The 26,815-nt window shown below is 72.7% G+C and carries 26 protein-coding genes and 1 tRNA gene; 9 read left to right on the top strand and 18 right to left on the bottom strand.

All coding sequences use genetic code 11. The features are described from left to right. The first annotated feature begins 74 nt into the window (after positions 1-74). Both O7635_RS12965 and O7635_RS12960 read left to right on the top strand, forming a co-directional pair. Complete coding sequence (locus O7635_RS12965) at positions 75-593, top strand: sigma-70 family RNA polymerase sigma factor (RefSeq protein ID WP_278080660.1); 519 nt, start codon at positions 75-77, stop codon at positions 591-593. Further along, the gene (locus tag O7635_RS12960) at positions 580-1,806 is read left to right on the top strand and encodes a hypothetical protein (protein WP_278080659.1); all 1,227 of its coding nucleotides are present in this window, start codon (positions 580-582) and stop codon (positions 1,804-1,806) included. Before O7635_RS12965 ends, O7635_RS12960 begins: the two co-directional genes overlap by 14 nt. Here the strand turns inward: O7635_RS12960 and O7635_RS12955 are convergent. Next, positions 1,803-2,825 carry a hemolysin family protein gene (locus O7635_RS12955; RefSeq protein WP_278080658.1) on the bottom strand — a complete coding sequence of 341 codons (1,023 nt, stop codon included), beginning with the start codon at positions 2,823-2,825 and terminating at the stop codon, positions 1,803-1,805. The genes O7635_RS12960 and O7635_RS12955 overlap by 4 nt on opposite strands. A gap of 50 nt (positions 2,826-2,875) precedes the next feature. Here O7635_RS12955 and galK point away from each other — a divergent pair, with 50 nt between their 5' ends. After that, positions 2,876-4,036 (top strand): galactokinase, encoded by a 1,161-nt coding sequence (gene galK / locus O7635_RS12950; protein WP_278080657.1) that lies wholly within the window; start codon positions 2,876-2,878, stop codon positions 4,034-4,036. Then, positions 4,033-4,749 carry a rhomboid family intramembrane serine protease gene (locus O7635_RS12945; protein ID WP_278080656.1) on the top strand — a complete coding sequence of 239 codons (717 nt, stop codon included), beginning with the start codon at positions 4,033-4,035 and terminating at the stop codon, positions 4,747-4,749. The genes galK and O7635_RS12945 overlap by 4 nt, the downstream gene beginning before the upstream one ends. Here the strand turns inward: O7635_RS12945 and cysN are convergent. The 9 genes from cysN to O7635_RS12900 all read right to left on the bottom strand — a co-directional run bounded on the left by cysN (position 4,746) and on the right by O7635_RS12900 (position 13,744). Continuing rightward, the gene (gene cysN, locus O7635_RS12940) at positions 4,746-6,038 is read right to left on the bottom strand and encodes a sulfate adenylyltransferase subunit CysN (protein ID WP_278080655.1); all 1,293 of its coding nucleotides are present in this window, start codon (positions 6,036-6,038) and stop codon (positions 4,746-4,748) included. The two genes, O7635_RS12945 and cysN, sit on opposite strands and share 4 nt — an antisense overlap. Further along, positions 6,038-6,943, bottom strand: coding sequence for a sulfate adenylyltransferase subunit CysD (cysD, locus tag O7635_RS12935; RefSeq protein WP_278080654.1), 906 nt, complete (start codon positions 6,941-6,943; stop codon positions 6,038-6,040). Before cysD ends, cysN begins: the two co-directional genes overlap by 1 nt. 50 nt (positions 6,944-6,993) lie before the next feature. Beyond that, positions 6,994-7,770 carry an inositol monophosphatase family protein gene (locus O7635_RS12930; protein ID WP_278085464.1) on the bottom strand — a complete coding sequence of 259 codons (777 nt, stop codon included), beginning with the start codon at positions 7,768-7,770 and terminating at the stop codon, positions 6,994-6,996. A gap of 26 nt (positions 7,771-7,796) precedes the next feature. Then, entirely contained in the window at positions 7,797-9,482 is a 1,686-nt protein-coding gene (locus tag O7635_RS12925; RefSeq protein WP_278080653.1) for a sugar transferase, read from the bottom strand. A 69-nt stretch (positions 9,483-9,551) separates the two neighbouring features. Further along, positions 9,552-10,148 carry an aminoacyl-tRNA hydrolase gene (gene pth / locus O7635_RS12920; protein ID WP_278080652.1) on the bottom strand — a complete coding sequence of 199 codons (597 nt, stop codon included), beginning with the start codon at positions 10,146-10,148 and terminating at the stop codon, positions 9,552-9,554. Between the two features lie 85 nt (positions 10,149-10,233). After that, the gene (locus O7635_RS12915) at positions 10,234-10,893 is read right to left on the bottom strand and encodes a 50S ribosomal protein L25/general stress protein Ctc (RefSeq protein ID WP_278080651.1); all 660 of its coding nucleotides are present in this window, start codon (positions 10,891-10,893) and stop codon (positions 10,234-10,236) included. A gap of 196 nt (positions 10,894-11,089) precedes the next feature. Continuing rightward, complete coding sequence (locus tag O7635_RS12910) at positions 11,090-12,070, bottom strand: ribose-phosphate diphosphokinase (protein ID WP_278080650.1); 981 nt, start codon at positions 12,068-12,070, stop codon at positions 11,090-11,092. Between the two features lie 31 nt (positions 12,071-12,101). Further along, positions 12,102-13,583, bottom strand: a complete 1,482-nt coding sequence (gene glmU / locus O7635_RS12905) for a bifunctional UDP-N-acetylglucosamine diphosphorylase/glucosamine-1-phosphate N-acetyltransferase GlmU (protein ID WP_278080649.1) — start codon at positions 13,581-13,583, stop codon at positions 12,102-12,104. Positions 13,584-13,672: 89 nt separating this feature from the next. After that, positions 13,673-13,744 (bottom strand) — tRNA-Gln (locus O7635_RS12900). Positions 13,745-13,918: 174 nt separating this feature from the next. Here O7635_RS12900 and O7635_RS12895 point away from each other — a divergent pair. Then, the gene (locus O7635_RS12895; protein WP_278080648.1) at positions 13,919-14,881 is read left to right on the top strand and encodes an acyl-CoA desaturase; all 963 of its coding nucleotides are present in this window, start codon (positions 13,919-13,921) and stop codon (positions 14,879-14,881) included. A gap of 108 nt (positions 14,882-14,989) precedes the next feature. Further along, a complete protein-coding gene (locus O7635_RS12890; RefSeq protein ID WP_278080647.1) occupies positions 14,990-15,592 on the top strand; it encodes a TetR/AcrR family transcriptional regulator in 603 nt (200 codons plus the stop codon). 2 nt (positions 15,593-15,594) lie between these two features. Here O7635_RS12890 and O7635_RS12885 read toward each other — a convergent pair whose 3' ends face one another. The 5 genes from O7635_RS12885 to rsmA all read right to left on the bottom strand — a co-directional run bounded on the left by O7635_RS12885 (position 15,595) and on the right by rsmA (position 20,315). Then, positions 15,595-16,074 carry a DUF4383 domain-containing protein gene (locus O7635_RS12885; RefSeq protein WP_278080646.1) on the bottom strand — a complete coding sequence of 160 codons (480 nt, stop codon included), beginning with the start codon at positions 16,072-16,074 and terminating at the stop codon, positions 15,595-15,597. Positions 16,075-16,109: 35 nt separating this feature from the next. Then, positions 16,110-16,562 carry a DUF4383 domain-containing protein gene (locus tag O7635_RS12880; protein ID WP_278080645.1) on the bottom strand — a complete coding sequence of 151 codons (453 nt, stop codon included), beginning with the start codon at positions 16,560-16,562 and terminating at the stop codon, positions 16,110-16,112. 74 nt (positions 16,563-16,636) lie between these two features. Continuing rightward, positions 16,637-18,463 carry an ABC-F family ATP-binding cassette domain-containing protein gene (locus tag O7635_RS12875; protein ID WP_278080644.1) on the bottom strand — a complete coding sequence of 609 codons (1,827 nt, stop codon included), beginning with the start codon at positions 18,461-18,463 and terminating at the stop codon, positions 16,637-16,639. A 2-nt stretch (positions 18,464-18,465) separates the two neighbouring features. Next, entirely contained in the window at positions 18,466-19,419 is a 954-nt protein-coding gene (locus O7635_RS12870; protein ID WP_278080643.1) for a 4-(cytidine 5'-diphospho)-2-C-methyl-D-erythritol kinase, read from the bottom strand. A gap of 32 nt (positions 19,420-19,451) precedes the next feature. Then, complete coding sequence (gene rsmA / locus O7635_RS12865) at positions 19,452-20,315, bottom strand: 16S rRNA (adenine(1518)-N(6)/adenine(1519)-N(6))-dimethyltransferase RsmA (RefSeq protein ID WP_278080642.1); 864 nt, start codon at positions 20,313-20,315, stop codon at positions 19,452-19,454. 159 nt (positions 20,316-20,474) lie between these two features. Here rsmA and O7635_RS12860 point away from each other — a divergent pair, with 159 nt between their 5' ends. Beyond that, the gene (locus O7635_RS12860) at positions 20,475-20,846 is read left to right on the top strand and encodes a VOC family protein (protein ID WP_278080641.1); all 372 of its coding nucleotides are present in this window, start codon (positions 20,475-20,477) and stop codon (positions 20,844-20,846) included. Position 20,847: 1 nt separating this feature from the next. On the opposite strand, the gene O7635_RS12855 is transcribed toward O7635_RS12860, so the two are convergent. Continuing rightward, entirely contained in the window at positions 20,848-21,738 is an 891-nt protein-coding gene (locus tag O7635_RS12855) for a TatD family hydrolase (protein WP_278080640.1), read from the bottom strand. A 109-nt stretch (positions 21,739-21,847) separates the two neighbouring features. Here O7635_RS12855 and O7635_RS12850 point away from each other — a divergent pair, with 109 nt between their 5' ends. Further along, entirely contained in the window at positions 21,848-23,122 is a 1,275-nt protein-coding gene (locus O7635_RS12850) for a hypothetical protein (protein ID WP_278080639.1), read from the top strand. Between the two features lie 52 nt (positions 23,123-23,174). Here O7635_RS12850 and metG read toward each other — a convergent pair whose 3' ends face one another. Beyond that, positions 23,175-24,968: a methionine--tRNA ligase gene (gene metG, locus O7635_RS12845; protein WP_278080638.1), complete on the bottom strand. Its 1,794-nt coding sequence runs from the start codon at positions 24,966-24,968 to the stop codon at positions 23,175-23,177. Positions 24,969-25,104: 136 nt separating this feature from the next. On the opposite strand from metG, the gene O7635_RS12840 reads away from it, so the two are divergent. Next, positions 25,105-25,962 carry a hypothetical protein gene (locus tag O7635_RS12840; RefSeq protein WP_278080637.1) on the top strand — a complete coding sequence of 286 codons (858 nt, stop codon included), beginning with the start codon at positions 25,105-25,107 and terminating at the stop codon, positions 25,960-25,962. Here the strand turns inward: O7635_RS12840 and rsmI are convergent. After that, positions 25,956-26,795, bottom strand: a complete 840-nt coding sequence (gene rsmI, locus O7635_RS12835) for a 16S rRNA (cytidine(1402)-2'-O)-methyltransferase (protein WP_278085463.1) — start codon at positions 26,793-26,795, stop codon at positions 25,956-25,958. The genes O7635_RS12840 and rsmI overlap by 7 nt on opposite strands. Positions 26,796-26,815 lie beyond the last annotated feature (20 nt).

The following is a 26,815-nucleotide window of genomic DNA, read 5'->3' as shown; positions in this document are numbered from 1 at the left end:
CATGGGCCCCTCGGAACTCGTAGGTTGTGGCCAGACCGGAAGGACGGGGATTGGCGCGCGACGACGGTGCACGGGTGACCCGGGACCAGGGCGAGCGGGCGATGGAGGAGATCTACCACGCCTGCTACCGCCGCCTGGTCACGCAGGTCTATGCGTTCACCACCGACCTGACGGAGGCACAGGACGTGGTGCAGGAGGCGTTCGCCCGGGCCATCGCCCGGCCGCGCGGTCTCGCCGACGTGGACAACCCGGAGGCGTGGTTGCGGGCGGTCGCGATCAACGTGGTCCGGCGTCGCTGGCGGCGGCGCAAGCTGCTCGACACGATCCTGCTGCGCGACCGGCCGGTGACGCAGACCGTGGAGCCGGCGCCCGGTCCCGAGCGGGCCGACCTGCGCGACGCCCTGGCCGCGCTGCCACCCGCGTTCCGCGAGGTGGTGGTCCTGCACTACTACGCCGACCTGCCGGTCGACGAGGTCGCCGCGCTGCTCGGCGTGCCCACCGGCACGGTCAAGTCGCGGCTGTCCCGGGCCCGCGCGGCGCTGGCCGGCCGGCTCGACGGCTACCGGACGGAGGTGACCCGTGCCCGATCTTGACAACCGGCTCGCCCGGTCCCGCTCGGCCCTGCTCGACGAGATCGACCAGCCACCGCTGGCCGACGTGCGGCGGCGCGCCGGCCGGATCCGCCGGCGCCGGGCCGCGGCCGCCGGCGCCACCGCCCTCGCGCTGCTCGGTGTCATCGGCATCGGCGCCCGCCCCTGGGAGCAGGACGGCCCGCCGACCGTCACCGCGACGGAACCCGCGCCGACGTCGCCGACCGCACCGGTCTACGGCGGCGGTGGCATCGTCATCACCGGCCTGTCCGGCGACCCGGTCCACGACATCGCCGGCGAGACCGCCGACGTGGAGTTCGTCGACAGCACGCACGGCATCGCGGCCCCCGGCTGCGATCGGCGCTGCCCGGCTCTGGCCCACACCACCGACGGCGGGCTGACCTGGCAGGCGGTGCCGGCGTCGCCGGAGGGCGACGGCCCGACGGACGTGCTGGCCTTCCCGGCCGGCCACTGGCTGGCGCGCACCGCCGGCGGCTGGTGGTCGTCGCAGACCGGCTCGAGCTGGCAGCCCGTCACGCCGATGAAGGCCGGCCCCCGCACGGTGATCGGGCCCGGCGAGCTGCCCGGTATCGACCCGGCGACCGGCGCCGTGGTGGCGGTCAGCTGGAACCACGGGCCGCTGGGGCCGCTCGCGCAACAGCCGGACCTCTACGCCCGCTGGGTGGCGCCCGCCGCGGCCGGCGACGGTGCCTGGTGGGTCGGCGGCGTGGCCGGCGCCGCGCCCGCGGTCGCCGTCAGCCGCGACTCCGGCCGCACGTGGAAGACGACCTCCCTTCCCGCTCCCGGGCGCCCGACCGACGCGGTGTCGGTGAGCACGCTCGGCGCCGAGGTCTACGCGGTCGCCCGCGGCAACACCGGTGAGGTGCTCGGGATCTACCACTCCGCCGACGGCGGCACCAGCTTCGAAGCGACCTTCCTGGCGCCGTCCGGCGACGTCGACGGCCCTCCGCCGTTCGCGGGCGACGCGGTGCCGTTGCTCGACGGACGCCTGCTGCTCGCGCAGCCGGGCGGGACGCCCAGCTCGTGGTGGGTCAGCACGGACGCCGGCCGCACGTTCAGCCCGATCGCGGACCTGCCGGCCGTCGGCACCATCCGCCGCACGCACGTCGGCTACGTCGCCTACAACCTGTTCGAGAGCAGCTGGACGGCGTACTCACCGAACGGCACGAACTGGCAGAAGCTCCAGGTGCACTAGTCGACCGCGGAGCCGCTCGGCTCGCGGCGCGGGACCATGGGCATCGGGATCGTGGCGATCACCTGCGCCGCCTCGGCCTCCGGCGCCGGGGGCGGTGGCGGCGGCTCGACCGCGCGGATGCCGACCCGGGCGACCCGGCGGCCGTCCAGCTCCAGCACGCGCAGCACCCAGCCCTCGTCCGGGTCGCGGCCTGGCACCGGGGCCTCGTCGCCGATCCGGGGCACCCGGCCGAGGCTGGCCATCACGTAGCCGCCGACCGTCTCGTAGGGGCCCGGCGGGAGCGCGAAGCCCGCGCGCTCGGCGAAGTCGGCCAGGTTGAGCCGGCCGTCCAGGTCGGTCGGGCGGCCCGGCACGGGGTCGGGCTCGACGTCGTACTCGTCGTGGATCTCGCCGACCACCTCTTCGATCAGGTCCTCGAGGGTGACGATGCCGGCGGTGCCGCCGTACTCGTCGATCACCACCGCCAGGTGGTGCCGCTCGCGACGCATCTCGGTCAGCGCGACCAGCACCCGCTTGCTGGCCGGGATCCGCTTGACCTCACGGGTCAGCTCGCCGATCGTCACCCGGCCGTCGCCCTCGGGCCGGATCAGCAGGTCGCGCAGGTGCACGAAGCCGACCACGTCGTCGTGGGTGCCGTCGACCACGGGATAGCGGGTGTGCGTCTCGGCCCGGGCCCGCTCGGCCGCCTCGACCAACGTCTGCCGCGCGGACAGGAACGTCACCTCGGTGCGCGGCCGCATCACCTCGCGGACCATCGTGTCGCGGGCGACCAGCACCTCGTCGATGATCCGGCGCTCCACCGGGTCGAGGCGGGTGCTGGCGGCGACCAGGTCGCGCAGGTCGGCCTCGCTGATCTGCTCGCGGCCGGCCGAGGGGTCGGCGCCGAGCGCGGCGGTCAGCCCGTCGGCGGTCCGCACCACGAGGCGGGCCAGGCGGCGGGCGACCGGGCCTGGATTTCGTTGGGGACGCCCCGTCGGACCGCGCCGACGGGGCCCGGCTGTGCCGGGTTGGTCCTGCATGCAGCGATCGTAGACACGTAGCGCCCCTCCCGCCGAGCACTTGTGATGGGATGCAGGCCATGAGCGACGTCCCCTCCCGCGCGGCCGCGGGTTTCGCCTCCGCCTTCGGCGCCGAACCGACCGGTCTGTGGGCCGCGCCGGGCCGCGTCAACCTCATCGGCGAGCACACCGACTACAACGACGGCTTCGTGCTGCCGTTCGCGCTGCCGCACCGGGTCGTGGTCGCGGCCGCGCCCGTGGCGGAACCCCGGTGGCGGGTGTGGTCCGAGCAGACCGAGGAGACGGTCGAGTTCGGCGCGGCGGAGGCCGACGAGCCGGGCCGGGTCGAAGGATGGGCGGGTTACGTCGCGGGCGTGGTGTGGACCCTGCGCTCCAAGGGGTACGCGGTGCCCGGCGCCGACCTGGCCGTCGCCTCGGACGTGCCGGCGGGCGCCGGCCTCTCGTCGTCGGCGGCGCTCGAGTCGGCCGTGCTCACCGCCCTCGACGACCTCGGCGACCTAGGGGTGCCCGTCGACGAGCGGCCGGGGCTGGCGCAGCGGGCCGAGAACGACTACGTCGGCATGCCCTGCGGGATCATGGACCAGTCCGCCTCGATCCGGGCCGAGGCCGGGCACGCGCTCTTCCTCGACTGCCGGTCGCTGGCCATCGAGCAGATCCCCTTCGACGTCTCCTCGTCGGGGCTCGCGGTGCTGGTGGTCGACACGCGGGCGCCGCACCGGCACGCCGGGGGCGAGTACGCGAGCCGCCGCCGGGCCTGCGAGGAGGCGGCCGCGCTGCTCGGCGTGGCCGCCCTGCGCGACGTCGACGACCTCGACGCCGCCCTGGCCAAGCTGCCGGACGAGGTGATGCGGCGCCGGGTCCGGCACGTGGTGACCGAGAACCAGCGGGTGCTCGACACGGTCGACGTGCTGCGGGCCGGCCGGGTCCGCGAGATCGGGCCGCTGCTGACCGCCTCGCACGCCTCGATGCGCGACGACTTCGAGATCACCGTGCCGGAGGTCGACGTCGCGGTGTCGACGGCGCTGGCCGCGGGGGCCTACGGCGCGCGGATGACCGGCGGTGGCTTCGGCGGTTGTGTGCTGGCCCTGGTCGACGCCGCCGAGACCGACCGGGTGGCGGCCGCGGTCGCCGCCGCCTACGCGGAGCGCGGGTTCACCGCCCCGGTCTGGTTCGCGGCCCGGCCGGGCGCCGGCGCGGAGCGCATCGAGTGACCGTCCTGCGGCGGATCCCGCTCACCCTGGCCGTCTTCGTCATCACCGCGGTGCCCAGCCTGCTGCAGTTCGCCTACCCGGGGGTGCTGACCTCGCTGCAGCGCACACCGGCGATCCGCGACGGCCAGGTCTGGCGGCTGGTGACGTCGCTGGTCGTCCAGGACGGCGGCTGGTTCGGTGCCGCCTCCAACCTGTTCTTCCTGCTGCTGGTCGGCGCGCTGGCCGAGCTCACGCTGCGCCGCTGGCTCTGGGCCACCTGCTACGTCGGCTGCGGGCTGGTGGCCGAAGGCATCGCGCTGGCCTGGGAACCGACCGGCGGCGGCAACTCCATCGCCATCTGTGGCCTGGCCGGCGCGCTCACGGTGGCCCTGCTGACCCGCCCGCTGCGCCCGTCCACCGCCTGGCGGCCCGAGGCCACCGGCGAGGCGCTCCACCCCCGCCACCTGTGGCTGCCCGCGGGCGTCGCCTGGTGGTCGGTGGCCCTGCTGGGCACGGTCTCCGAGCTCGCCCTCTACATCGGTGTCGCCGCCGGCGCGGCGGTCCAGGTGGCCCTGGTGGCCGGCGGCGAGACCGGCCGCGGCAACCGCACCCTGGGCCGCATCGTCGCGGCCGGCGCACTGGCCGTCGGCATCACCCTCACGGCCCTGCGCAACATCCACGGCCCGCCGCTGCTCCTCGGCGCCGCCCTCACCTATGCGGCGTCCCGGCGCTAGCTCGCTTCGACGATCATGCCCGCGGCGACCGTGCGGTTGGTGGCTTCGTCGATCAGGATGAAGCCGCCGGTCGTGCGGTTGCGGCGGTATTCGTCGGCCAGCAGCGGGGCCGTCGTCCGCAGGCGCAGCCGGCCGATCTCGTTGAGCTTGAGCTCCCCCGCCTCCTCGTCGCGGTGGAGCGAGTTGACGTCGAGCCGGTAGTGCAGGTCGCGGACCACCGCGCGGACCGACCGGGTCGTGTGCTTGAGCGAGTACTTGCCGCCGACCCGCAGCGGCCGGCTCTCGTCCATCCAGCAGACCATCGCCTCGATGTCCTGGGCGACCGCCGGCGCGTTGTTGGGCCGGCAGATGAGGTCGCCGCGGGAGATGTCGATCTCGTCTTCCAGCCGGACGGTCACCGACATCGGCGGGAATGCCTCGGCGACCGGGCCGTCGGCGGTGTCGATCGCGGCGATCCGGCTGGTGAATCCGGACGGCAGCACCATCACCTCGTCGCCGGGCTTGAGCACGCCCGAGGCGACCTGGCCGGCGTAGCCGCGGTAGTCGGTCACGGTGGTCGACTGCGGCCGGATCACATATTGCACCGGGAAGCGCACGTCGACCAGGTTGCGGTCGGAGGCGATGTGCACGCGCTCGAGGTGGTGCAGCAGCGAGGGGCCCTCGTACCACGGCATGTTCTCGGATCGCGAGGCGATGTTGTCGCCCTTGAGCGCCGAGATCGGGATGACCGAGAGGTCGGGCGCCTCGAGCTTCGCGGCGAACGCGGTGAACTCGTCGGCGATCCGCTCGTAGACCTCCTGCGACCAGTCGACCAGGTCCATCTTGTTGACGCAGAGCACGAGGTGCGGCACCCGCAGCAGCGAGCAGAGGAACGCGTGCCGGCGGGACTGCTCGACCAGGCCCTTGCGGGCGTCGACCAGGATCAGCGCGAGGTCGGCGGTGGACGCCCCGGTCACCATGTTGCGCGTGTACTGAATATGGCCCGGGGTGTCGGCGATGATGAACTTCCGCCGGGGGGTCGCGAAGTAGCGGTAGGCGACGTCGATCGTGATGCCCTGCTCCCGCTCGGCGCGGAGGCCGTCGGTGAGCAGCGCCAGGTTGGTGTATTCGTCGCCGCGGGCCGCGCTGACCGCCTCGACGGCCGCGAGCTGGTCGGTGAACAGCGACTTGGTGTCGTAGAGCAGCCGGCCGATCAGCGTGGACTTTCCGTCGTCGACGCTGCCCGCGGTGGCGAACCGGAGCAGGTCCATCGCGCGCTGCTCGGTGGCAGCCAGGGTCGGAGCCGACATCAGAAGTAACCCTCCCGCTTGCGGTCTTCCATCGCCGCCTCGCTGACCCGGTCGTCGCCGCGGGTCGCGCCGCGCTCGGTGATCCGGGTCGCGGCGACCTCGTCGATCACCTTGGCCACCGTGTCGGCGTGCGACTCGACGGCCGCGGTGCACGAGGCGTCGCCGACCGTGCGGTAGCGGACCTTGGCGGTGAACGGCTCCTCGGCGCCACGCGGCTGGATGAACTCGTTGACCGCGTAGAGCATCCCGTCGCGGGAGAGCACCGTGCGCTCGTGCGCGTAGTAGATCGACGGCAGGTCGAGCCGCTCCTGCGCGATGTAGTGCCAGACGTCGAGCTCGGTCCAGTTGGACAGGGGGAACACCCGGATCGACTCGCCCGTGTGGTGCCGGCCGTTGTAGAGCGACCACAGCTCGGGCCGCTGGTTCTTGGGGTCCCACTGGCCGAACTCGTCGCGGAAGCTGAACACCCGCTCCTTGGCCCGGGCCTTCTCCTCGTCGCGCCGGGCGCCGCCGAACAGCGCGTCGAAGCGGTATTTCTCCACCGCGTCGAGCAGCACCGGCGTCTGGATCCGGTTGCGCATGCCGTCGCCCGGCTCGACCACGAGGCCCGACTCGATCGCCTCGGGCACGCTGGCGACCAGCAGCTGCAGGCCCAGCTCGGCGACCCGGCGATCACGGAACGTGAGCACCTCGGGGAAGTTGTGGCCGGTGTCGACGTGCATCACCGGGAACGGGATGCGCGCCGGGGCGAACGCCTTCTCGGCGAGCCGGAGCATCACGATCGAGTCCTTGCCGCCGGAGAAGAGCAGCACGGGGCGCTCCAACTCGGCGACCACCTCGCGCATGACGAAGATGCTCTCCGCCTCGAGCGCCGCGAGGTGGGAGACCCGGTAAGCCGGCGGCATGGAACCCCTTCGGATTGTCTAGTGGACCACTGGGTTTTTCCCGAGCGACTCTACCCCGGGATGTGTTGCCGCAGCGCCGCGAGCAACCGGGGAGCCAGATCCTTGCGACACACCACGAGATCTGGCAGGCGCGGATCGGTCTCGTTGTATTCCAGCGCAGATCCGTCGATACGTGAAGCGTGCAGCCCGGTGGCCGTCGCCACAGCGACCGGGGCGGCCGAGTCCCACTCGTACTGGCCGCCGGCGTGCACGTAGGCGTCGACCTCGCCGCCGACCACCGCCGCGATCTTCACGCCGGCCGAGCCCATCGGCACGAGGTCGGCGCCCAGGTCCGCGGCCAGGTCGGCCAGGAAGGCCGGCGGCCGGCTGCGGCTCGCGGCCAGGCGCAGCCGCGGGTGCGGACCCATCGGCGGGTACGCGGGCGGGAAGTCGGTGGCCAGCGTCCGGTGCTGGGCCGGGATCGCCACGGCGCCGGCGAGCAGCTTGTGCGGGCTGGTGCCGTGCCGGCCCCAGAGGGCGACGTGCACCGCCCAGTCGTCGCGGCCCTCCTCGGCGTACTCCCGGGTGCCGTCGAGCGGGTCGACGATCCACACCCGCTCGGCGCCGAGCCGGTCGGTGCCGGTGGCCTTGGCGTCCTTGTCCTCCTCGGACAGCACCGCGTCGGCTGGCCGCCAGCGGGCCAGTTCGGTGCGCATCAGCTCGTGTGACAGCTTGTCACCGGCCGCCTTCAGCGCGTCCGGATCGGCGAAGCCGACCTCGGCCCGGGTGCGCAGCAGCAGGTCCCCGGCGCGCCCGGCCAGCCAGCGGGCGAACGCGCCGTCGATCACCGGCGGAGTCATGAGGGGGTGCTCCTTCAGTAGGCGCCGCTCGGGCGCACGACGGCGGCCAGCGTACGCATGAGGATCACCAGGTCGAGGGAGAGCGACCAGTTCTCCACATAGCGCAGGTCCAACCGGACCGCCTCCTCCCACGGCAGGTCGGACCGTCCCGAGACCTGCCACAACCCGGTCATCCCGGGCTTGACCGCGAGCCGGCGCCGCACGTCGTCGGCGTACTGCGCGACCTCCTGCGGCAGCGGCGGCCGCGGTCCCACCAGCGACATGTGGCCGAGCAGCACGTTGAACAGCTGCGGCAGCTCGTCGAGCGAGAACCGGCGCAGTCGGCGTCCGACCGGGGTGATCCGCGGGTCGTTGCGAATCTTGAAGAGCACGCCGTCGTGCTCGTTGAGGTGTCGCAGCTCCGCGAGCCGGGCCTCCGCGTCGAGGTACATGCTGCGGAACTTGTAGATCAGGAACTCCCGGCCGTCGCGACCGGTGCGCACCTGCCGGAAGAGTACCGGGCCGGGTGAGTCGATCCGGATGCAGAGGGCGACCACCAGCAGGACGGGTGACAGCAGCGCCACCAGCACCGCGGCGCCGACCCGGTCGACGATCTCCTTCACGAACCGGGCCGCGCCCTCCAGCCGGGGGTGCTCGACGTGCAGCATCGGCAGCCCGTCGACCGGCCGGATCGTGGTGCGGTCGCCGGCCACGTCGATCAGCGCGTTGGCCAGGATCAGGTCGATCTCGTCGCGTTCCAGCCGCCAGGCCAGCCGGCGCAGCGTCTGCCCGTCGATCTCCGGGCAGGACAGCACGATCACCGTGTCGGCCCCGGACAGCTCGACCGCCTGGGCCACGTCGTCGAACGTGCCGTAGACCGGCAGGCCGACGTCGCCGTCGTGCTTCGGCGGCAGGCAGGCGCCGACCACCTCTAGCCCGTGGTAGCGCTCGCGGCGCAGCTGGCGGGCGAGGTGGATGACGGCCAGCTCGTGGCCGACGACGATCACCTGGCGCAGGCAGTCACCGCGCTTGCGGGCCCGGTGGAGCCGCTTGCGCAGGCCGAACCGGACGGCGACGGTGACGAAGGTGGCCGCGGGCAGGGCGATCAGCACGTACGAGCGGGCGAGCTGGATCTCCAGGGCGTAGGAGACCATCGCGACGCCGGCGATCAGGCCCAGCCCGGCCCGGATCACCCGCTGGTACTCGTCGGTGCCGACGAACAGGAACCGCGCCTCGTAGGCCCGGGCCAGCCCGAGCGACGCCACCAGCGCGACCGGCAGCAGCGCCGACAACACCAGATAGTCCTGGTTGTACGCGGTGAGCCCGTCGCCGAACCGCAGCTCGAAGGCCAGCCCGCCGGCGGCGCCACCGACGGCCAGGTCGGCCAGCAGCAACAGGCGCAGGTAGCGGCACTCCCAGGCGGCCCGGCGGGACAGGGCGGCGTGCCGGCCGGGTATCCGGCGCAGCAGCGGCCGGCGGGGCGGGGCGGTCTCGGTCGGGCCGCGCTCCACCGTGGTGCGACCGCGATGCACCGTCGCGCCCGGGCGGCCGTGGTCGGGCGTCGCGCCCTTCGGTCCCCGGTCGGGCGCGCTGCGGTGCGGCCGCGTGCGTGTCGCTGAGGTGAGGTTGTGCGGGCGGTTGGCGGTCGGCCGCTCGCGGGCGTCGAGCCCGCGGTCCATCAGGTCGCGTACCGCCGCGGGATCGAACCGCCCTCGCTCCACCCGCGCCTCCCCGACTTAACCTCCGCCTAAGACACAACGGGCGGAACCGGGCAAGCGATACGGACTTGATCAGGATCCGTTATAGGCGTTCTGCGCCCATTCGACGCCCTTACCGGCGACGGCCTCCGCGACGTCGGCAGCCCGGTCGACCAGGAACTCGAGCTCCTTGCGCTCGACCGAGGAGAAGTCGTTCAACACGTAGTCGGCCGGGTCCTGCCGGCCCGGCGGCCGGCCGATGCCGAACCGCACCCGGGCGTAGTCCTTGGTGCCCAGCGACTTGGAGATCGAGCGCAGGCCGTTGTGGCCACCCTCGCCGCCGCCGAGCTTGGCCCGGATCTGGCCGTAGGGGATGTCGAGCTCGTCGTGCACCGCGATGATCTGCTCCGGCGGCACCTTGTAGAACTGCGCGAGCGCGACGGTCGGGCCACCCGAGAGGTTCATGTAGGTCAGCGGCTTGACCAGCACCAGCCGGGGCCCGCCGAACCCGATGCGGCCCTCGGCGACCTCGGCCACGGCACGCCGGTGCCGGCCGAACCGCGCGCCGATCCGCTCGGCGATCAGGTCGGCGACCATGAAGCCCACGTTGTGCCGGTTCTTGGCGTATTCCTTGCCGGGGTTGCCAAGTCCCACCACGAGGAAGGGCGCTGTCGCTTCCACGCTTGTCATTCTCCCGGTTGACGCAACAGAGTTGGCGAAGGCCCCTCCCGGTGTGCACCGGAAGGGGCCTTTCGCGCAGACGCAGACCTGATCGTCAGGAGGCGGCGTTCGCCGACTCCTCGCTCGCCTCGGCGGCGGGCGCCTCACCCTCGGCGGCCTCGCCCTCGGCCGCCTCACCCTCAGCGGTCTCGCCCTCGAGCGCCTCGGCGCTCGGCGCGACGCTGATGACGGCGATCGTGGTCTCGGGGTCGGCGACGAGCTCGGTGCCCTCGGGCAGCGGGACGTCGGCGGCGGTGATCTTCGAACCGGCCTCGAGTCCCTCGATGGAGACCTCGAAGTGGTCCGGCAGGCGGGTCGCGTCGGCGCTGACCGACAGCGTGTCGCTCTCGTGCACCACCAGGGTGCCGGCGGCGGCCTCGCCCAGGAGCTGGACCGGGATGTCGACGGTGACCTTCTCGCCCCGGCGCACGATCAGCAGGTCGATGTGCTCGAAGCTGTCCTTCACCGGGTCGCGCTGGATCGCCTTCGGCAGGGCCAGGGCCTGGGTGCCGTCGCTGATCTCGATCGCGAAGAGCTGGTTGGCGCCACCGTGGCGGATCGCGGCGGCGAACTCACGCGCGGGGAGCGCGATGTGCTTGGGCTTCTCGCCGTGGCCGTAGAGCACGGCGGGCACCAGGCCGGCCCGGCGCGTGCGGCGGGCACCACCCTTGCCGAACTCGGTGCGGGGCTCGGCGGCGATCTTTACCTCGGACACGGGAGAACTCCTGGATCTTGGTCTGGGCTGCGTAAGTCGGCGGCGGTGCCGGGCGAGAGGCGCGCGGGCTGGCCCGGACACCGCGTCGATGACGGCGCCCGTGGCTATGTTGAGAACCAGCTGGGTCACCCTCGCCGTGGCAACCTCAGTACTCTACCCGAGCCGGCGCGACACCTTACCGCCGGCCCCGCCGTATTTAGCTCAACCCGCCGAACAGGGTGGTAACGGACCCGTCGTCGAAGACCTCGCGGATCGCGCGGGCCAGCAGCGGGGCGATCGACAGCGAAGTGATCTTGTCGAGCCGCTTCTCGGGCGGCAGCGGCAGCGTGTTGGTCACGACGACCTCGCTGATCCGGCTGTTCTTGAGGCGCTCGGTCGCCGGGTCGGAGAGCAGCGCGTGGGTGGCGGCGACCAGCACGTCGGCGGCGCCGCTGTCGTGCAGGATCTCGGCCGCCTTGCAGATCGTGCTGCCGGTGTCGATCATGTCGTCGACGATCAGGCAGACCCGGCCCTCGACGTCGCCGACGACCCGGTTGGCCACCACCTGGTTGGGCTTGAGCGGGTCACGGGTCTTGTGGATGAAGGCCAGTGGGCAGCCGCCCAGCCGGTCGGTCCACCGCTCGGCGACCCGCACCCGGCCCGAGTCCGGCGCGACCACGGTCATCGGCCGGCCCGCGTATTTCCGCTCGACGTAGCCAGCCAGCGTGTCCATCGCGAACAGGTGGTCGACCGGGCCGTCGAAGAAGCCCTGGATCTGGGCGGTGTGCAGGTCGACCGTGAGGATCCGGTTGGCGCCCGCCTGCTTGAGCAGGTCGGCGACCAGCCGCGCCGAGATCGGCTCGCGGCCGCGGTGCTTCTTGTCCTGCCGGGCGTACGGGTAGAAGGGCAGGACCACGGTGATCCGCTTGGCCGATCCGCGCTTGAGCGCGTCGACCATGATCAGCGTTTCCATCACCCATTTGTTGACGCCCTCGCCGGCGGACTGCACGACGAACGCGTCGGAACCCCGGACGGACTCGCGGTAGCGGACGAAGATCTCGCCGTTGGCGAACTCGTAGGCGTCGGTCGGCGTCGGCGCCACGCCGAGCACCTCGCCGATCTCGGTGACCAGCTCGGGAAACCCCCGGCCGGAGAAGAGCATCAGGCTCTTGCGGTTTTCGGCGACGATGCTGCCCATGGGTGAGGCGCTCCGTGAGTTCGGCGGATGTTTACTCGCTTGAAGTATCACCCGGAGCGTCGGCGGCGGCATGACCGTCTTGGCTCTCGTGCAGTTGGTCACGCGCCCTGCGGGCCGCTTCCGCCGCAGCTGTGCCGGGACGTCGGGATTCGACCCAGCCCTCGAAGATCCGCTGCGGCCCGCCGGACACCGAGAGCGCGCCGGGCGGCACGTCGCGGCGGACCACCGTGCCCGCGCCGGTGTAGGCCCCGTCGCCCACCTCGACCGGGGCGACGAACATGTTGTCGGAGCCGGTGCGGGCGTGGCTGCCGATGACCGTGCGGTGCTTCTCGACGCCGTCGTAGTTGACGAACACCGATGCCGCGCCGATGTTGCTGTGCTCGCCGATCGTCGCGTCGCCGACGTAGGACAGGTGCGGCACCTTCGAGCCCGCGCCGATCTCGGAGTTCTTGGTCTCGACGAACGTGCCGACCTTGGCCTTGTCGGCGAGCCGGCTGCCGGGGCGCAGATAGGCGTACGGCCCGACACTCGCGCCCGGACCGATCTCGGCCTGCACCGCGTGGGCCCGCAGCACCGTGGCGCCGGCCTCGACGACCGTGTCGATCAGCGTCGTGTCGGGGCCGACGGTGGCGCCGGGGCCGACCCGGGTCGCGCCGCGGAGCTGGGTGTTCTGGTCGATCACCGCGTCGCGCTCGACCGTGGCGGTGACGTCGATCCAGGTCGTGGCCGGGTCGAGGATGGTGACGCCGGAGCGCATCAGGTCGGCGTTGACCCGGTCTCGCAGCCGGGCCCGCAGCCCGGCGAGCTCGAGCCGGTCGTTGCAGCCGAGCGTCTCCTCGGCGACCGCCGCGACGTGCACCGCCACCGGCTCGCCGGCCGCGGCGAGCAGGCCGAACACGTCGGTCAGGTATTCCTCGCCCTGGTCGTTGTCGCTGGTGAGCTTGGCCAGCGCGGCGCGCAGCAGGCGGGCGTCGAACGCGTAGATGCCGGCGTTGATCTCACGGATCGCCTGCTCGGCGGGCGTCGCGTCGCGCTCCTCGACGATCCGCTCGAGGCCGCCGGTGGCATCGCGGACGATGCGGCCGAGCCCCTTCGGGTCGGGCACCTCGGCCGCCAGCACGGTGGCCGCGGCGCCGGCCCGCTCGTGCGCCTCGACCAGCGCGGTGACCGTCTCGCCGCGCAGCAGCGGCACGTCGCCGTTGAGCACCACGACCGTGCCGGTCGCGTCGGGCGCCGCCTCGAGCGCGATCCGCACCGCGTGGCCGGTGCCGTGCTGCTCGGCCTGGAGCACCGGCGTCGCGTGCGGCGCGACCTCGGCGAGGTGCGCCTCGACCTGGTCGGCGGCGTGGCCGACGACGACCAGCGTGCGCTCGGCGCCGACCGGCGCCGCCGCGGTCAGCACGTGACCCAGCAACGTGCGGCCCAGCAACGGATGCAGCATCTTCGACAGTGCCGATTTCATCCGCTTTCCCTCGCCCGCGGCGAGGATGACGACGGTGCGGACTTCGGTCACGAGGGGGCTCCCGTCGGACGGCGTGCGGCGTGCCCGCTCATGTTAGTCGGGCCGTTCGCGAGTGGTCCGTGCTCACCCGAAAGAGAGTGCTGGGACGCCTGGATTCGAACCAGGACCTTCCGGATTCAAAGTCCGGCGGGCTGCCGTTACCCCACGTCCCACTACAGCCGGGTAAGCCTAGCCTGTCGCGCTGTTTGGGACACACGTTGACGTGGTACCCCCACGGGGTTAGCCCAACCTAAATTCCGCGTGCCAGCGGATGCGTCACTACGGGTCCGTAAGTTACGGTGACGTAAGCGTAACTTTTTGATCACCCCCACCCGCTGCGAGGTGCCATGACCATCACCGCGACCCCCACCGAGACGACATCGACAGGCCCTAAGCCACTCACCGAGGGCAAGCAGTCAACCGGGGTGCTCGTCGCCCTCTGGGGTTTCGTGGTCCTGCCGTTCCTGGCGGTCATGGCCGCGATTCCGGTGGCCGTCGTCGGCGGTTGGCTGTCCTGGACCGACGCGGCCATCGCGCTGGTCCTCTACGTGGTCTCCGGCCTCGGCATCACGGTCGGGTTCCACCGCTACTTCACGCACGGCTCGTTCAAGGCGAAGCGCTGGCTGCGGGTGACCCTCGCGGTGGCGGGCTCGTTCGCGATCGAGGGCAACGTGATCCAGTGGGTCGCCGACCACCGGCGACACCACGCGTTCTCCGACGTGGAGGGCGACCCGCACTCCCCGTGGCGCTTCGGGGGTGGCGTCTGGGGTCTCACCAAGGGTCTGTTCTTCGCGCACGTCGGCTGGATGTTCTCGCGCGAGCTGGGCAACCGTCAGCGGTTCGCGCCCGACCTGCTCGCCGACAAGGACATCCGCCGGGTCGACGCGCTGTTCCCGCTCCTGGTGGTCATCTCGACGCTCTCGCCGGCCCTGGTCGGCGGCCTGGTCACCTGGTCCTGGCAGGGCGCGCTGACCGCGTTCTTCTGGGGCGGCCTGGTCCGCATCGCGGTGCTGCACCACGTCACCTGGTCGATCAACTCCGTGTGCCACGTCTACGGTGAGCGCCCGTTCGAGGTGCGCCAGGGTGACAAGGCCGCCAACTTCTGGCCGCTGGCGATCCTGTCGTTCGGCGAGAGCTGGCACAACCTGCACCACGCCGACCCGACCTGCGCCCGGCACGGCGTCCTCAAGGGCCAGATCGACAGCTCCGCCCGGACGATCTGGCTGTTCGAGAAGTTCGGCTGGGTGTCCAACGTGCGCTGGCCGAAGCCCGAGCGGATCGCCGCCAAGCTCGTCAAGACGAACGCCTGATCTGATGACGCCCCCGGTGCGGGTCAGCGGCCCGCACCGGGCGCCTGGCAGGATGCTCGCGTGGTAGCCGACCCGACCAACCCGGCGGGCGGCCGGTCCCGAGTCCGGATGTCCGCGACCCAGCGTCGTGAGCAGCTGATCGCGATCGGGCGTCAACTCTTCGCGGAGCGTGGCTTCGACGCCACCTCGATCGAAGAGGTGGCGGCCCGGGCCAAGGTCTCCAAGCCCGTGGTCTACGAGCACTTCGGTGGCAAGGAGGGCCTCTACGCCGTCGTCGTCGACCGCGAGGTGCGCTCGCTGCTCGACCGGATCACCAACGCGCTGACCGCGGGCCACCCGCGCGAGCTGCTCGAGCAGGCCGCGCTGGCGCTGCTCGACTACATCGAGCAGGAGACCGACGGCTTCCGGGTGCTCGTGCGCGAGTCACCGGTGATGTCGTCGACCGGCAACTTCAGCAGCGTGCTCAACGACCTGGCGCACCAGGCCGAGCACATCCTGGGCGCCGAGTTCAAGACGCGCGGGTTCGACCCGAAGTTGGCCGAGCTCTACTCACAGGCGCTGGTGGGCATGGTCGCGCTGACCGGCCGCTGGTGGCTGGAGGTGCGCAAGCCCCGCAAGGACGTGGTCGCCAGCCACCTGGTCAACCTCGCCTGGAACGGCCTGTCCCACCTGGAGTCCAAGCCGGCCCTGGTGGTCCGCGACCACCGCTGAGGTCACCGCCGGGGGGCGGTGCGCGGGATCGACGTGCTCTTGTAGGCCTGCTCGGCCCGTTGGGACTCGGCCGAGCCGGTCTTGTCGTACATGCCGGCCAGCAGCAGGACCACGCCGAAGATCAACGACAGGACGGCCGTCGACACCGAGAAGTTGAGGAAGTTCGCCGCCGTCTGCATGAACGCCAGCATGAAGATGCCGGTGACCATGAAGACCACCGCGCCGGCCAGGTTGATGTAGTGGCCGACGTTGCCGCCGATCAGGTTGGCGCCCAGCACGATCAGGCCCCAGATCACCGACACGATGGCGAACGCCAGGTTGGTGCGCAGGCCCAGCGCCCAGTTGCTCTCCCGCGCGAACAGCGTCTCGCCGACCGTCTTGGTCAACGAGACACAACCGAAGATCAGGATGTACGTGCCCGTGAGCCCGGCCAGCGCCCGGTAGAGGGGTCGGAGCGGGTGGTTGAGCGGGAAGTGCGCCATGCCCCAATTGTGGGGCTAAGCCGCTTTGTTCGGGATCAGAACTCGAGACGGGCCCGCTGCCACGCCTCGTGGTCGTCCGCCGAGCCGACCTTGCCGTACATGCTGGCGAGCAGCAGCACGAGGCCCAGGCTCATCATCACGATGCTGCTGGCCAGCGTGTGGCCGAGGAAGTTGGCGTCGGTCTGCAGCAGCGCCAGGGTCAGCAGGCCGAGGGCCATGAGGAAGTACGAGACCAGCCGGTTGACCGTGACGTCGAAGTTGCGCCCGACGACCGCGGCGATCAGCACGATCGCGCCGATCACGATGCTCACCAGCGAGTTGGCCAGGTTGGTGCCCTGGCCCAGCGCCCGGCCGGCGTCCTGCGCGAACAGGCCGTCGCCGCCGGTCGTGGCGAGGCCGATGCCGCCGAAGACGACCAGGTAGAGCCCGACAAGCCCGGCCAGCACGCGATAGGTCGAGCGCGCGGGGTGGTTGATGGGGTTGTGCATGGTCTGCCTGCCTCCAGCGCTTCGTCGGTCGAGTTGCATTGTGCCCAACCTGCCGGCCGCCCACACACCGGGGGTTACGACGCGTCGACCTGCTCGGCCAGTTCGAGCCACTCCTCCTCGACCCGTTCGCGTTCCGCCCGCAGCTCCCGGAGCTGACCGTCGAGCTCGGCCACCTTGGCGTAGTCGGTGGCGTGGGTGGCCAGCTGGTCGTGCAGCGCCGCCTCGCGCTCGGTCAGCCGGCTGACCGCCCGCTCCAGCCGGACCAGGTCCTTGCGGGCCGCGCGGACCTCGGCCGCCGACATCCCGGTCCGCTCCTGCGCCGCCGTGGGCTCGGTGATCGGCGGGCCGGCCACGGCCGGGGCGCCGGTGACCCGGGCGAGGTATTCGTCGACGCCGCCGGGCAGGTGCACCAGGCGGCCGTCGCCGAACATGCCGTAAACGGCGTCGGTGACCCGTTCGACCAGGTAGCGGTCGTGCGAGGCGACGATCAGCGTGCCGGGCCACGAGTCGAGCAGGTCCTCCAGCGAGGCCAGGGTGTCGGTGTCGAGGTCGTTGGTCGGTTCGTCGAGCAGCAGCACGTTGGGCTCGCCGGCGAGCAGCCGCAGCATCTGCAGCCGGCGCCGTTCGCCGCCGGACAGGTCGCTCACCGGCGTCCACAGGCTCGACGTGCGGGTGCCACCGCCCGAGGGCCGGTCGACGAACCCGAAGACCTCGGCGAGCTGGGCCGCGGACAGCTCCCGGCCGCCCAGGTTGACCCGGCGGGCCACCTCTTCGACCGCCTCCAGCACGCGCAGGTCGCCCGGCAGCTCGGCCAGCTCCTGCGAGAGGAACGCCGGCTTGACCGTGGCGCCCACCGTGAACCGCCCGGCGTGCGGTGTGGACCGGCCGGCCAGGAGCCGCAGCAGCGTGGTCTTGCCGGCCCCGTTGGCGCCGAGGATCGCGATCCGGTCGCCGGGCCCGACCTGCCAGGTCAGGTCGTCGAGGATCGGCTTGGCGCCGGCGGTCAGGAAGGCGTTCTCCAGGTCGTAGACCTGCTTGCCGAGCCGGGCCGTGGCGAGCCGCTGCAGCGACAGCGTGTCACGGGGCGGCGGCACGTCGGCGATCAGCGCGTTGGCGGCGTCGATGCGGAAGCGGGGCTTCGAGGTGCGGGCCGGCGGGCCGCGGCGCAGCCAGGCGATCTCCTTGCGGAGCAGGTTCTGCCGGCGCGCCTCGGTCGCCGCCGCGATCCGCTCGCGCTCCGCCCGGGCCAGGGTCCACGCGGCGAAGCCGCCCTCGTACGCCCGGATGGTCCGGTCGGCGACCTCCCACGTCGTCGTGCAGACCGCGTCGAGGAACCACCGGTCGTGGGTGACGACGACCAGCGCGCCCTTGCGGCCGAGCAGGTGCCGGGCCAGCCAGTCGACGCCGGCCACGTCGAGGTGGTTGGTGGGCTCGTCGAGCACGAGCAGGTCGGCCGGGCGGACCAGCAGCGCCGCCAGCGCGACCCGGCGCCGCTCGCCGCCGGACATCGGGCCGACCGGCTGGTCGAGGCCGAGGTGGGGCATGCCGAGACCGTCGAGGATCGCGCGTACGCCGGCGTCGCCGGCCCACTCGTGCTCGGCGCCGAGGCCTTCGGCGAGCCACGCGGTGCCGATCACGACGTCGCGCACCGTGTCGTCCGGCGCGAACGACAGGGTCTGCGGCAGCGCGGCCACCCGCAGGTCGCGGCGGAGCGTCACCCGGCCCCCGTCCGGCTCCTCCTGCCTGGTGATCAGCCGGAGCAGGGTCGACTTGCCGGCGCCGTTGAGGCCGACCACGCCGATCCGGTCGGCGTCGTCGATCCCCGCCGAGACGCCGGTCAGCAGCGGCCCGGCCGCGCCGTAGCCCTTGGACACCCGGTCCAGGTTGACGATGTTGACCATTTCTAGATCACTCGGGCGCCGGCCACGGGGCCGGTGGCGGTGCGGGCCTCGCGGCAGACACCGGCCTGCTCGAGGGCGCCGGCGATCATGTTGGCCTCGCCCGCGTCGTAGGCCAGGAAGACGCAGGTCGGTCCCGAGCCCGAGACGATGCCGGCGAGCGCGCCGGCGGCCCGGCCGGCCTTGAGCACGTCGGCGAGCTGCGGGCGCAGGGAGAGCGCGGCGGCCTGCAGGTCGTTGCCGAGCGCGCCGGCCAGCACCTCGGGGTCGCGCTGGCGCAGGGCGGCGAGCAGGTCGTCGGTGCTGCCGAGCGGTGGCGGGGCGGCCCGCAGCGCGCGCAGCCGGTCGAGCTCCGCGTAGACAGCCGGCGTGGCCAGGCCGCCGTCGGCCACCGCGACCACCCAGTGCCAGGTGGTCGGGCGGGCCAGCACCGGGCTGACCGTCTCGCCGCGGCCGGTGCCCAGCGCGGTGCCGCCGTAGACCAGGAACGGCACGTCGGAGCCGATCTCGGCGGCGATCGCGGCCAGGTCGTCGCGGGTCATCCCGGTGCCCCACAGCGCGTCGCAGGCGACCAGGGCGGCCGCCGCGTCGGCGCTGCCGCCGGCCAGCCCGGCCGCGAGCGGGATCTGCTTGCGCAGGTGCAGGCGGGCGTGTGCGGGGACGCCGGCGTGCCGGGCCAGCGCGCGGGCCGCGCGGATCACCAGGTTGCTCTCGTCGAGCGCCAGCTCACCGGCGCCGACGCCCTCCATGGTCAACGCGAGCGTGTCACCGCGGCGGGCGGTGATCTCGTCGTGCAGCGCGATCGCGTGATAGACGGTGCTCAGCTCGTGGTAACCGTCGGCGCGCGCCGGCCCGACGCCCAGGTGCAGGTTGATCTTCGCCGGAACGCGGACCTTGACCGGGCCGGATGCGCCCAGCCGAGGGCGTTCCTCCCCCTCCGGCTCCCACGCTTCGGTCACGGAGTGATGTCCCGGCTCAGCACCCGGTCAGCCTACTCGGGAGCGGTCGCCGGCACGTTGGCCGCCGCCGCGATGTCGGCGAACGCCTCGACGCCCAGCGCCTCGCCGCGCGCGCCGGGATCGACACCGGCCGCTACCAGCACCTGCGCGGCACGCTCGGCGCCACCGGCCCACCCGGCCAGCGCCGCCCGCAGCGTCTTGCGGCGCTGCGCGAAGGCCGCGTCGACAACCCGGAAAACATCCGCCCGGGGTACATCGGCCCGCGGCGGCTCCCGCAACGTGAACGCGACCAGGCCCGAGTCGACGTTGGGCACCGGCCAGAACACGCTCGGCGGCACCCGGCCGGCGGGGCGGGCGGCGGCGTACCAGGCGAGCTTGACCGACGGCACCCCGTAGACCTTGCTGCCGGGCCCGGCGGTCAACCGGTCGGCGACCTCCTTCTGCACCATCACCAGCCCGTGCCGCAGCGTCGGCAGCTCGGCCAGCAGATGCAGCACCACCGGCACGGCGACGTTGTAGGGCAGGTTGGCCACCAGCGCGGTCGGCGCCGGGCTCAGCTCCGCCGCGGTGATCCGCAGGGCGTCGGCGGCGTGCACGGTGAGCCTGCCGTCGGCGGCGCCGCGGTCGGCCGCGGTCGCGGCGAGCGCGCCGGCCAGGACGGGGTCGACCTCGACGGCCTGCACCCGGGCCCCGGCCGCGAGCAGCCCGAGCGTCAGCGAGCCGAGCCCGGGCCCGACCTCGACGACGACCTCGTCGGGCGCGAGCTCGGCGGCCGCGACGATCCGCCGCACGGTGTTGGGGTCGTGCACGAAGTTCTGCCCGAGCCGCTTGGTCGGCGCCACCCCGAGCCGCGCCGCGAGCGCACGAATCTCGGCCGGTCCCAGCAGTTCGGTCACGGCGCCGAGCTTAAAGGAACGGCCCGTTGTTAACGCTTTCCGCATAGGAACGGTCCGTTCCTAACGCCTGGCACGGCGGACCCGCGGCGTGGCGGCGGTGCGGCGGCCGGGTTGAGCATGTGACGATCGGGGTGACGACCCGAGCAGGAGGCGACAGCGATGTTCAACCCCACCCGGCCGTTCAGTGGCTTCTCGGTCGACGACATCCCGGCCGCCAAGCGGTTCTACGGCGAGACGCTCGGTCTGCCGGTCTCCGAGCTCAACGGCATGTTGATGATCGACATCGGGGCCGGGGCCGAGGTGCTGGTCTATCCCAAGGCCAACCACCAGCCGGCCACGTTCACGATCCTCAACTTCCCCGTCGCCGACATCGACTCCGCGGTCGACGACCTGGCCAGCCGGGGCATCAGGTTCGAGCGCTACGAGGGCATGCCGCACGACGAGAAGGGGATCGTGCGGGGCGACGGTCCCGACATCGCCTGGTTCACCGACCCGGCCGGCAACGTCCTCTCGGTGCTCTCCGACCGCTGAGTCACCACTGCCCGAAGGCGCGCTCCGTGGCCACCGAGATCGCGGCGCACAGCTCGTCGACGTCGGCGTTCTTGGCCTGCGCCAGCGCCCGCACCGTCAACGGGATGAGATAGGACGCGTTCGGGCGGCCGCGGTAGGGCATCGGCGTCAGGTAGGGCGCGTCGGTCTCCACCAGCATCTGCTCCGCCGGGGTGATCGCCGCCGCGGCCCGCAGCGCGCCCGCGCTGCCGAACGTCACCGTGCCCGCGAACGAGAGCAGGTAGCCGCGCCGCACGCACTCCGCCGCGAACGCCTCGTCGGCGGAGAAGCAGTGCAGCACGACCGTGTCCGGTGCGCCCTCGTCGTCGAGCACGCGCAGCACGTCGTCGTGGGCGTCGCGGTCGTGGATCACCAGCGTCTTGCCGTACCGCTTCGCGATCGCGATGTGCGCCCGGAAGCTGGCCTCCTGGGCCGACCGCCCCTCCGCGCCGGTGCGGAACGTGTCGAGACCGGTCTCGCCGATGCCGCGCACCCGCTCGTCGGCCGCGAGCCCCTCGATGATCCGCAGCGCCTCGTCGAGGTTGGGCAGGCGCGGCGCCTCGTTGGGGTGCAACGCCACGGTGGCCACCACGGCGGAGTGCTCGCGGGCCTTGGCCAGACCCCAGCGGGACGACTCGACGTCGACGCCCACCTGGACCAGCCGGTCGACGCCCGCGTTGGCCGCCGCCGCGATCGCGCCCGAGACCGGGTCGGGGCCGAAGACGTCGCGTCCGCCGCCGGCGGCCTCGCTTACCGTGATATCGATGTGCGTGTGGCTGTCGGCCACCGGCACCGCCAGCGGGAGCGGCGGCGGCGGGAACTCCCCGGCGCGGCGGGCGGCCCGCTCCTGACGTGACTGCGACTGCTCGGTCATCGCCGGTCAGCATCACACATAGACGCCGCGCCACCGCGCGCGACGCCGCATCGCCGATGTTCACGAACTGTTCATGAGCGGCTCACGACGCGCCCCTAAGGTCGGCCTGGTGCAGGTCACCAACCCAGAGCGCGGCACCGCCACCACCGATCTGCGCGTCACCCTCGGCGACACGAGCTACCCGGCTGTGGAGATCGCCCGGGGCGCCGCGTACGAGCTGTTCAGCGCGGAGGACGGTGACGGCTTCGAGCGCGATCCCCGGACCGGCGCGCGCTACCCGTACCACCGGTTCGCCCACGTCACGGAGCTGACCGCGGTCAACGGCCGCCCGGCCGACCCGCACCACCCGGACCAGGCGCACCACAACAACCCCGAAGATCCCGACGACCCGCTGATGCTGCCGCTGAGCCGGGCGGTCGGCTGGCGCGAGGTGCACCACCGCAGCCAGAACCCGGGCTCGGCGAACGACCCGATCCTGCTCGGCGTGCGGGCCAGCGCGCACATCCGGCGCGGCACCCGGATGGTCAAGCACCTGTCGGCCAACCAGGTCGCGGCCTACCTCAAGGGGCGGCTGCCGCACGGGTTCTGTTACCGCGAGTACGACGTCGCCCACCTGCGTACCCCCGGCGACCTGCAACTGCTGCGCACCGAGGCGGACAACGGGCGGGACCGCGAGGAGATCGCGTTCGCGCTGCGCTGGCGGGCCGTCGACGCGTCCGACTACGACGTGCCCTCGTACGACCGCTATCCGGGTCTGGTGACCATGCCCGCGCATGACCGGATGGGCGCGCCGGTGCTCGGCACCGGGTTCGCGCCCAGCGGCCGGCACGTCATCCCCGAGTTCGTCACCAGCAACTTCACCGAGCTGCCGATGCCGGCCAACGCGACGCTGGTCGCCTACACGGCCGACGGCGACGAGGCGATGCTCTACTCGTTCCAGCCGGAGCAGCGCGGGTGGCTGCGGATGGCCGGCCCGCGCTGGCGCGCCCTGCTGTCCGAACTGCCGGGCATCTCCCCCGACCAGGAGTACGTGCAGATCGGCGACCAGCAGTCGGCGGTGCACCTGGTCGGCACCTGCCGGGGTGAGGAGTGCGTCGCGGTTGCCGACCCGCCGGGCGAGTTCCGCGTGCTGGCGATGACCCGCGCGGCCCGCTACCCGGTCGACACCCTGGCCCGCCGCAACGAGTACGGGCGCTGGCGCGACGCGCCCTGCCTGGTGCTCCGGCAGGAGTCGGGCTGGCTGCGACTGCGGCTGTGCCGCCCCGACCCGGAGTCGGTGGCCCGGCTCGCGGCCCAGTGCTACGAGCGTGGCGTCTACGAGACCTGGGCGCCGCTGAGCGAGGTCACCGACCGCCAGGTGGTCGACAACCACTACGAGATCTAAGAAAGGAACGGTCCGTTATTAACGCTATTGCGTTAATAACGGACCGTTCCTTTCAGCCGAGCCGCGCGAGCTCCTCGTCGACGATCGACGGGTCCAGCTTGCGGAACACCGGCTTCGGGGCGGCCAGCGGGCGGCCGGCCTCGACCGGCACCGACTCCCACCGCGCGCCGACCGAGTAGTCACCGGTCAGCACGGGGTAGGACGGGCCGCCGTCGAGGTCCGACACCTCCTCGATGACGGGCATCGGCGCGTGCACGCCCGCGCCGCCGAGCAGCTCGTGCACCTTCTGCGCCGAGTGCGGCAGGAACGGCGTCAGCAGCGTGTTGGCGTCGCTGACGACCTGGAGCGCGACGTGCAGGATGGTGCCCATCCGCGGCTTGTCGGCCGCGTCCTTGAGCTTCCACGGCGCCTGCTCCGACAGGTATTTGTTGGCCTCGGCGACGACCCGCATCGCCTCGCCGATCGCCTGCTTCTGCCGGTGCTTCTCGATCAGCTCGCCGACCGTGCGGAAGCCGGCCTTGGCGAAGGCCAGCAGCGCCTCGTCCGCCTCGGTCAGCTCACCGGCCGGCGGGATCTCGCCGAAGTTCTTGGCGGCCATCGAGATCGACCGGTTGACCAGGTTGCCCCAGCCGGCGACGAGCTCGTCGTTGTTGCGGCGCAGGAACTCGGCCCAGGTGAAGTCGGTGTCCTGGCTCTCCGGCCCGGCCACGGCGATGAAGTAGCGCAGCGCGTCGGCGTCGTAGCGCTCCAGGAAGTCGCGCACGTAGATCACGACCTGGCGCGACGACGAGAACTTGCGGCCCTCCATGGTGAGGAACTCGCTGGAGACCACCTCGGTGGGCAGGTTGAGCGAGCCGAGGTCGCCCGGCGAGCCGCCGCGCGCCCCCTGGCCCGAATAGCCGAGCAGGATCGCCGGCCAGATCACCGAGTGGAAGACGATGTTGTCCTTGCCCATGAAGTAGTACGCCGCGGCGTCCTTGCCCTCGCCGTCGGCCGACCACCACCGCTTCCACGCCGAGGGGTCGCCGGACCGGCGGGCCCACTCGATCGAGGCCGACAGGTAGCCGATCACCGCGTCGAACCAGACGTAGATCCGCTTGTCGGACCGGTCGCGCCAGCCCTCGAGCGGGATCGGCACACCCCACTCGAGGTCGCGGGTGATCGCCCGGGGCTGCAGGTCGTCGAGCAGGTTGCGGGAGAACCGCAGCACGTTGGGCCGCCAGCCCTCACGGGTGTCGAGCCAGGCGGCCAGCGCCTCGGCCACGGCCGGCAGGTCGAGGAAGAAGTGCTCGGTCTCGACGAACTCCGGCGTCTCGCCGTTGATCCGGGAGCGCGGGTTGATCAGCTGCTCGGGGTCGAGCTGGTTGCCGCAGTTGTCGCACTGGTCGCCGCGCGCGCTGCCGTACCCGCAGATCGGGCAGGTGCCCTCGATGTAGCGGTCGGGCAGGGTGCGGCCGGTCGACGGCGAGATCGCGCCGAGCGTGGTCTTCGCGACGATGTAGCCGTTGCGGTAGAGCCCGTCGAAGAGGTCCTGCACGACCTGGTAGTGGTTGCCGGTCGTGGTGCGGGTGAACAGGTCGTACGAGAGCCCGAGCCCGTGCAGGTCCTCGACGATCACCCGGTTGTAGCGATCGGCCAGCTCGCGGGCGGTCACGCCCTCGCTGTCGGCCTGCACCTGGATCGGGGTGCCGTGCTCGTCGGTGCCCGACACCATGAGCACGTCGTGCCCGGCCATGCGCATGTAACGGCTGAACACGTCGGAGGGCACCCCGAAGCCGGACACATGGCCGATGTGACGCGGGCCGTTGGCGTAGGGCCAGGCGACCGCGGCGAGAACGTGACTCATGGGCGCAAGGGTAGTGACCCGGCGCGGAGGGCGGCCAGCGAGTCCGTACCGGCCGGTGCCGCATTGTCCGGATTTATCGGCCGACACGCCCTTTGCCTGCACGAACCGTGACGTGAGGCGTTGTCCAATGAGATTTGTGACCGCCGAACGACCCGAGACGACCGGCGAGCTTGAGCCGCTGGCGCACGAGGTGGAAATCGCCGTACCCGCCAACGAGCCGCACCCGGTGCGGGATGCGGTCGGTGTCGCGCACGTGCCGGCCCCGACCCGCGAGCCGGCCGCGGTCAACGGCCTGGCCGCCGCCGTGCACGGCGCCAGCGTGGCCCGCAGCGGCGGGCGGGTCGACACGCTCCGGGACGCCACCCCGCCGGCGCCGCCGAAGCCGCTGGTCGTCGAGGAGGTCGACCGGGACGCGTGGTCGCCGACCCGGCTGGCCGCCAAGGCCCGGTCCGCGGCCCGACCGGCCCGCCACGCGGCGAAGCGGGGCAGGCGGCCGCGCAAGCCACGTGGGGTCCGGGTCGGGCTGGCCATGCTGATCGTGCTGGCCCTCACGGGCACGTTCTTCGCCTGGGTCACCGCCGAGCCGATCTGGCTGGCGGTCGGCCGGGGCGACTCCGGCACCGCGACGGTGGCCGGCTGCGTCGGCTCGGGGCTCACCCAGCGCTGCCGGGGCTCGTTCACCGCCGCGGACGGGCGTTACACCACCCAGGGCGTACGCGTGCTCGGCGTCGACGAGGCCCAGACCGCGCCCGGCACCCAGGTGCGGGCGCAGATGGTGCACGCCGGGAGCACGTCGACCTATCTCGACGACCGGCTGGTGCTGACGCTGCGCTGGCTGCTCGGCCTGCTGCTGGTGCTGCTCTGCGGAGTGGGCATCGTGTTCGCCACCGGCGCCCGGCGGCTGGAGGAACGCTGGGCCCGCCGCACGGCCACGGTCTGCGGGCTGGCGGCGCCGTTGCTGGTCACGGTCGGATTCCTGGCCGCCAGCTACTGACCACTGGCGTGGACGATGGCGTAGACCTCGCGCCGGCGTACGCCGTGTCGCTCCGCCACCGCGGTGATCGCGTCGCGCCGTGAGCTGCCGGCCCGCTCCGCGGCGGCGACCTCGTCCCGGAGCTCGTCGTCGGGCGGCCGGCTGGCCGGCGTCGCGGTGGCGCCGGCGACCACCAGTGTGATCTCGCCCTTGGGTTCGCCGTCGGTGGCCCACTCGGCCAGCCCGCCGAGCGGTCGGCGGACGACCTCCTCGTAGGTCTTGGTCAGCTCGCGGCAGACCGCGGCCGGGCGGTCGGGGCCGAACGCGCCCGCCAGGTCGGCCAGCATCGCGGCCAGCCGGTGCGGCGCCTCGAAGAAGACCAGCGTGCGCTCCTCGGCGGCGAGGGCGGCGAGGCGGGCGCGCCGCGCGCTGCCGGTGCGGGGCAGGAAGCCCTCGAAGCAGAACCGGTCGGTGGGCAGGCCGGAGAGGGCCAGGGCGGTGGTCACCGCGCTCGGGCCGGGGGCCGCGGTGACCGGCAGGCCGGCGTCGAGGGCGGCCCGCACCAGCCGGTAGCCGGGGTCCGAGACGCTCGGCATGCCGCCGTCGGTGACCAGGGCGACCAGCGCGCCGTCCCGCAGGGTCTCGACGAGCTCGGGCGTACGCCGCTCCTCGTTGCCCTCGAAGTAGGAGACGATCCGGCCGGGCACCGTGATGCCGAGGTCGCGGGCGAGCCGGACCAGTCGCCGGGTGTCCTCGGCCGCGACGACGTCGGCGGTCTCGAGCGCCTCCCGCATCCGGGTGGACGCGTCGCCGGGGTTGCCGAGCGGCGCGCCAACAAGAACCAAACGCCCAATCCCGCCGTTCTCCGGCACTT

The sequence above is a fragment of the Asanoa sp. WMMD1127 genome, assembly GCF_029626225.1.
GTDB lineage: Bacteria > Actinomycetota > Actinomycetes > Mycobacteriales > Micromonosporaceae > Asanoa.
Note: the sequence above shows the minus strand (reverse complement) of the source record. Positions and strands in the feature narration are given on the sequence as shown.

Bases quoted from the DNA above. Each gene is read 5' to 3' on its own strand.
- galK (WP_278080657.1), top strand. From the start codon at position 2,876: ATGCAGGCCATGAGCGACGTCCCCTCCCGCGCGGCCGCGGGTTTCGCC.
- O7635_RS12955 (WP_278080658.1), bottom strand. From the start codon at position 2,825: ATGCAGGACCAACCCGGCACAGCCGGGCCCCGTCGGCGCGGTCCGACG.
- cysN (WP_278080655.1), bottom strand. From the start codon at position 6,038: ATGTCGGCTCCGACCCTGGCTGCCACCGAGCAGCGCGCGATGGACCTG.
- O7635_RS12860 (WP_278080641.1), top strand. From the start codon at position 20,475: ATGTTCAACCCCACCCGGCCGTTCAGTGGCTTCTCGGTCGACGACATC.
- O7635_RS12890 (WP_278080647.1), top strand. From the start codon at position 14,990: ATGTCCGCGACCCAGCGTCGTGAGCAGCTGATCGCGATCGGGCGTCAA.
- O7635_RS12875 (WP_278080644.1), bottom strand. From the start codon at position 18,463: ATGGTCAACATCGTCAACCTGGACCGGGTGTCCAAGGGCTACGGCGCG.
- metG (WP_278080638.1), bottom strand. From the start codon at position 24,968: ATGAGTCACGTTCTCGCCGCGGTCGCCTGGCCCTACGCCAACGGCCCG.
- O7635_RS12855 (WP_278080640.1), bottom strand. From the start codon at position 21,738: ATGACCGAGCAGTCGCAGTCACGTCAGGAGCGGGCCGCCCGCCGCGCC.
- O7635_RS12910 (WP_278080650.1), bottom strand. From the start codon at position 12,070: ATGGGCAGCATCGTCGCCGAAAACCGCAAGAGCCTGATGCTCTTCTCC.
- O7635_RS12895 (WP_278080648.1), top strand. From the start codon at position 13,919: ATGACCATCACCGCGACCCCCACCGAGACGACATCGACAGGCCCTAAG.
- O7635_RS12880 (WP_278080645.1), bottom strand. From the start codon at position 16,562: ATGCACAACCCCATCAACCACCCCGCGCGCTCGACCTATCGCGTGCTG.
- O7635_RS12885 (WP_278080646.1), bottom strand. From the start codon at position 16,074: ATGGCGCACTTCCCGCTCAACCACCCGCTCCGACCCCTCTACCGGGCG.
- cysD (WP_278080654.1), bottom strand. From the start codon at position 6,943: ATGCCGCCGGCTTACCGGGTCTCCCACCTCGCGGCGCTCGAGGCGGAG.
- pth (WP_278080652.1), bottom strand. From the start codon at position 10,148: ATGACAAGCGTGGAAGCGACAGCGCCCTTCCTCGTGGTGGGACTTGGC.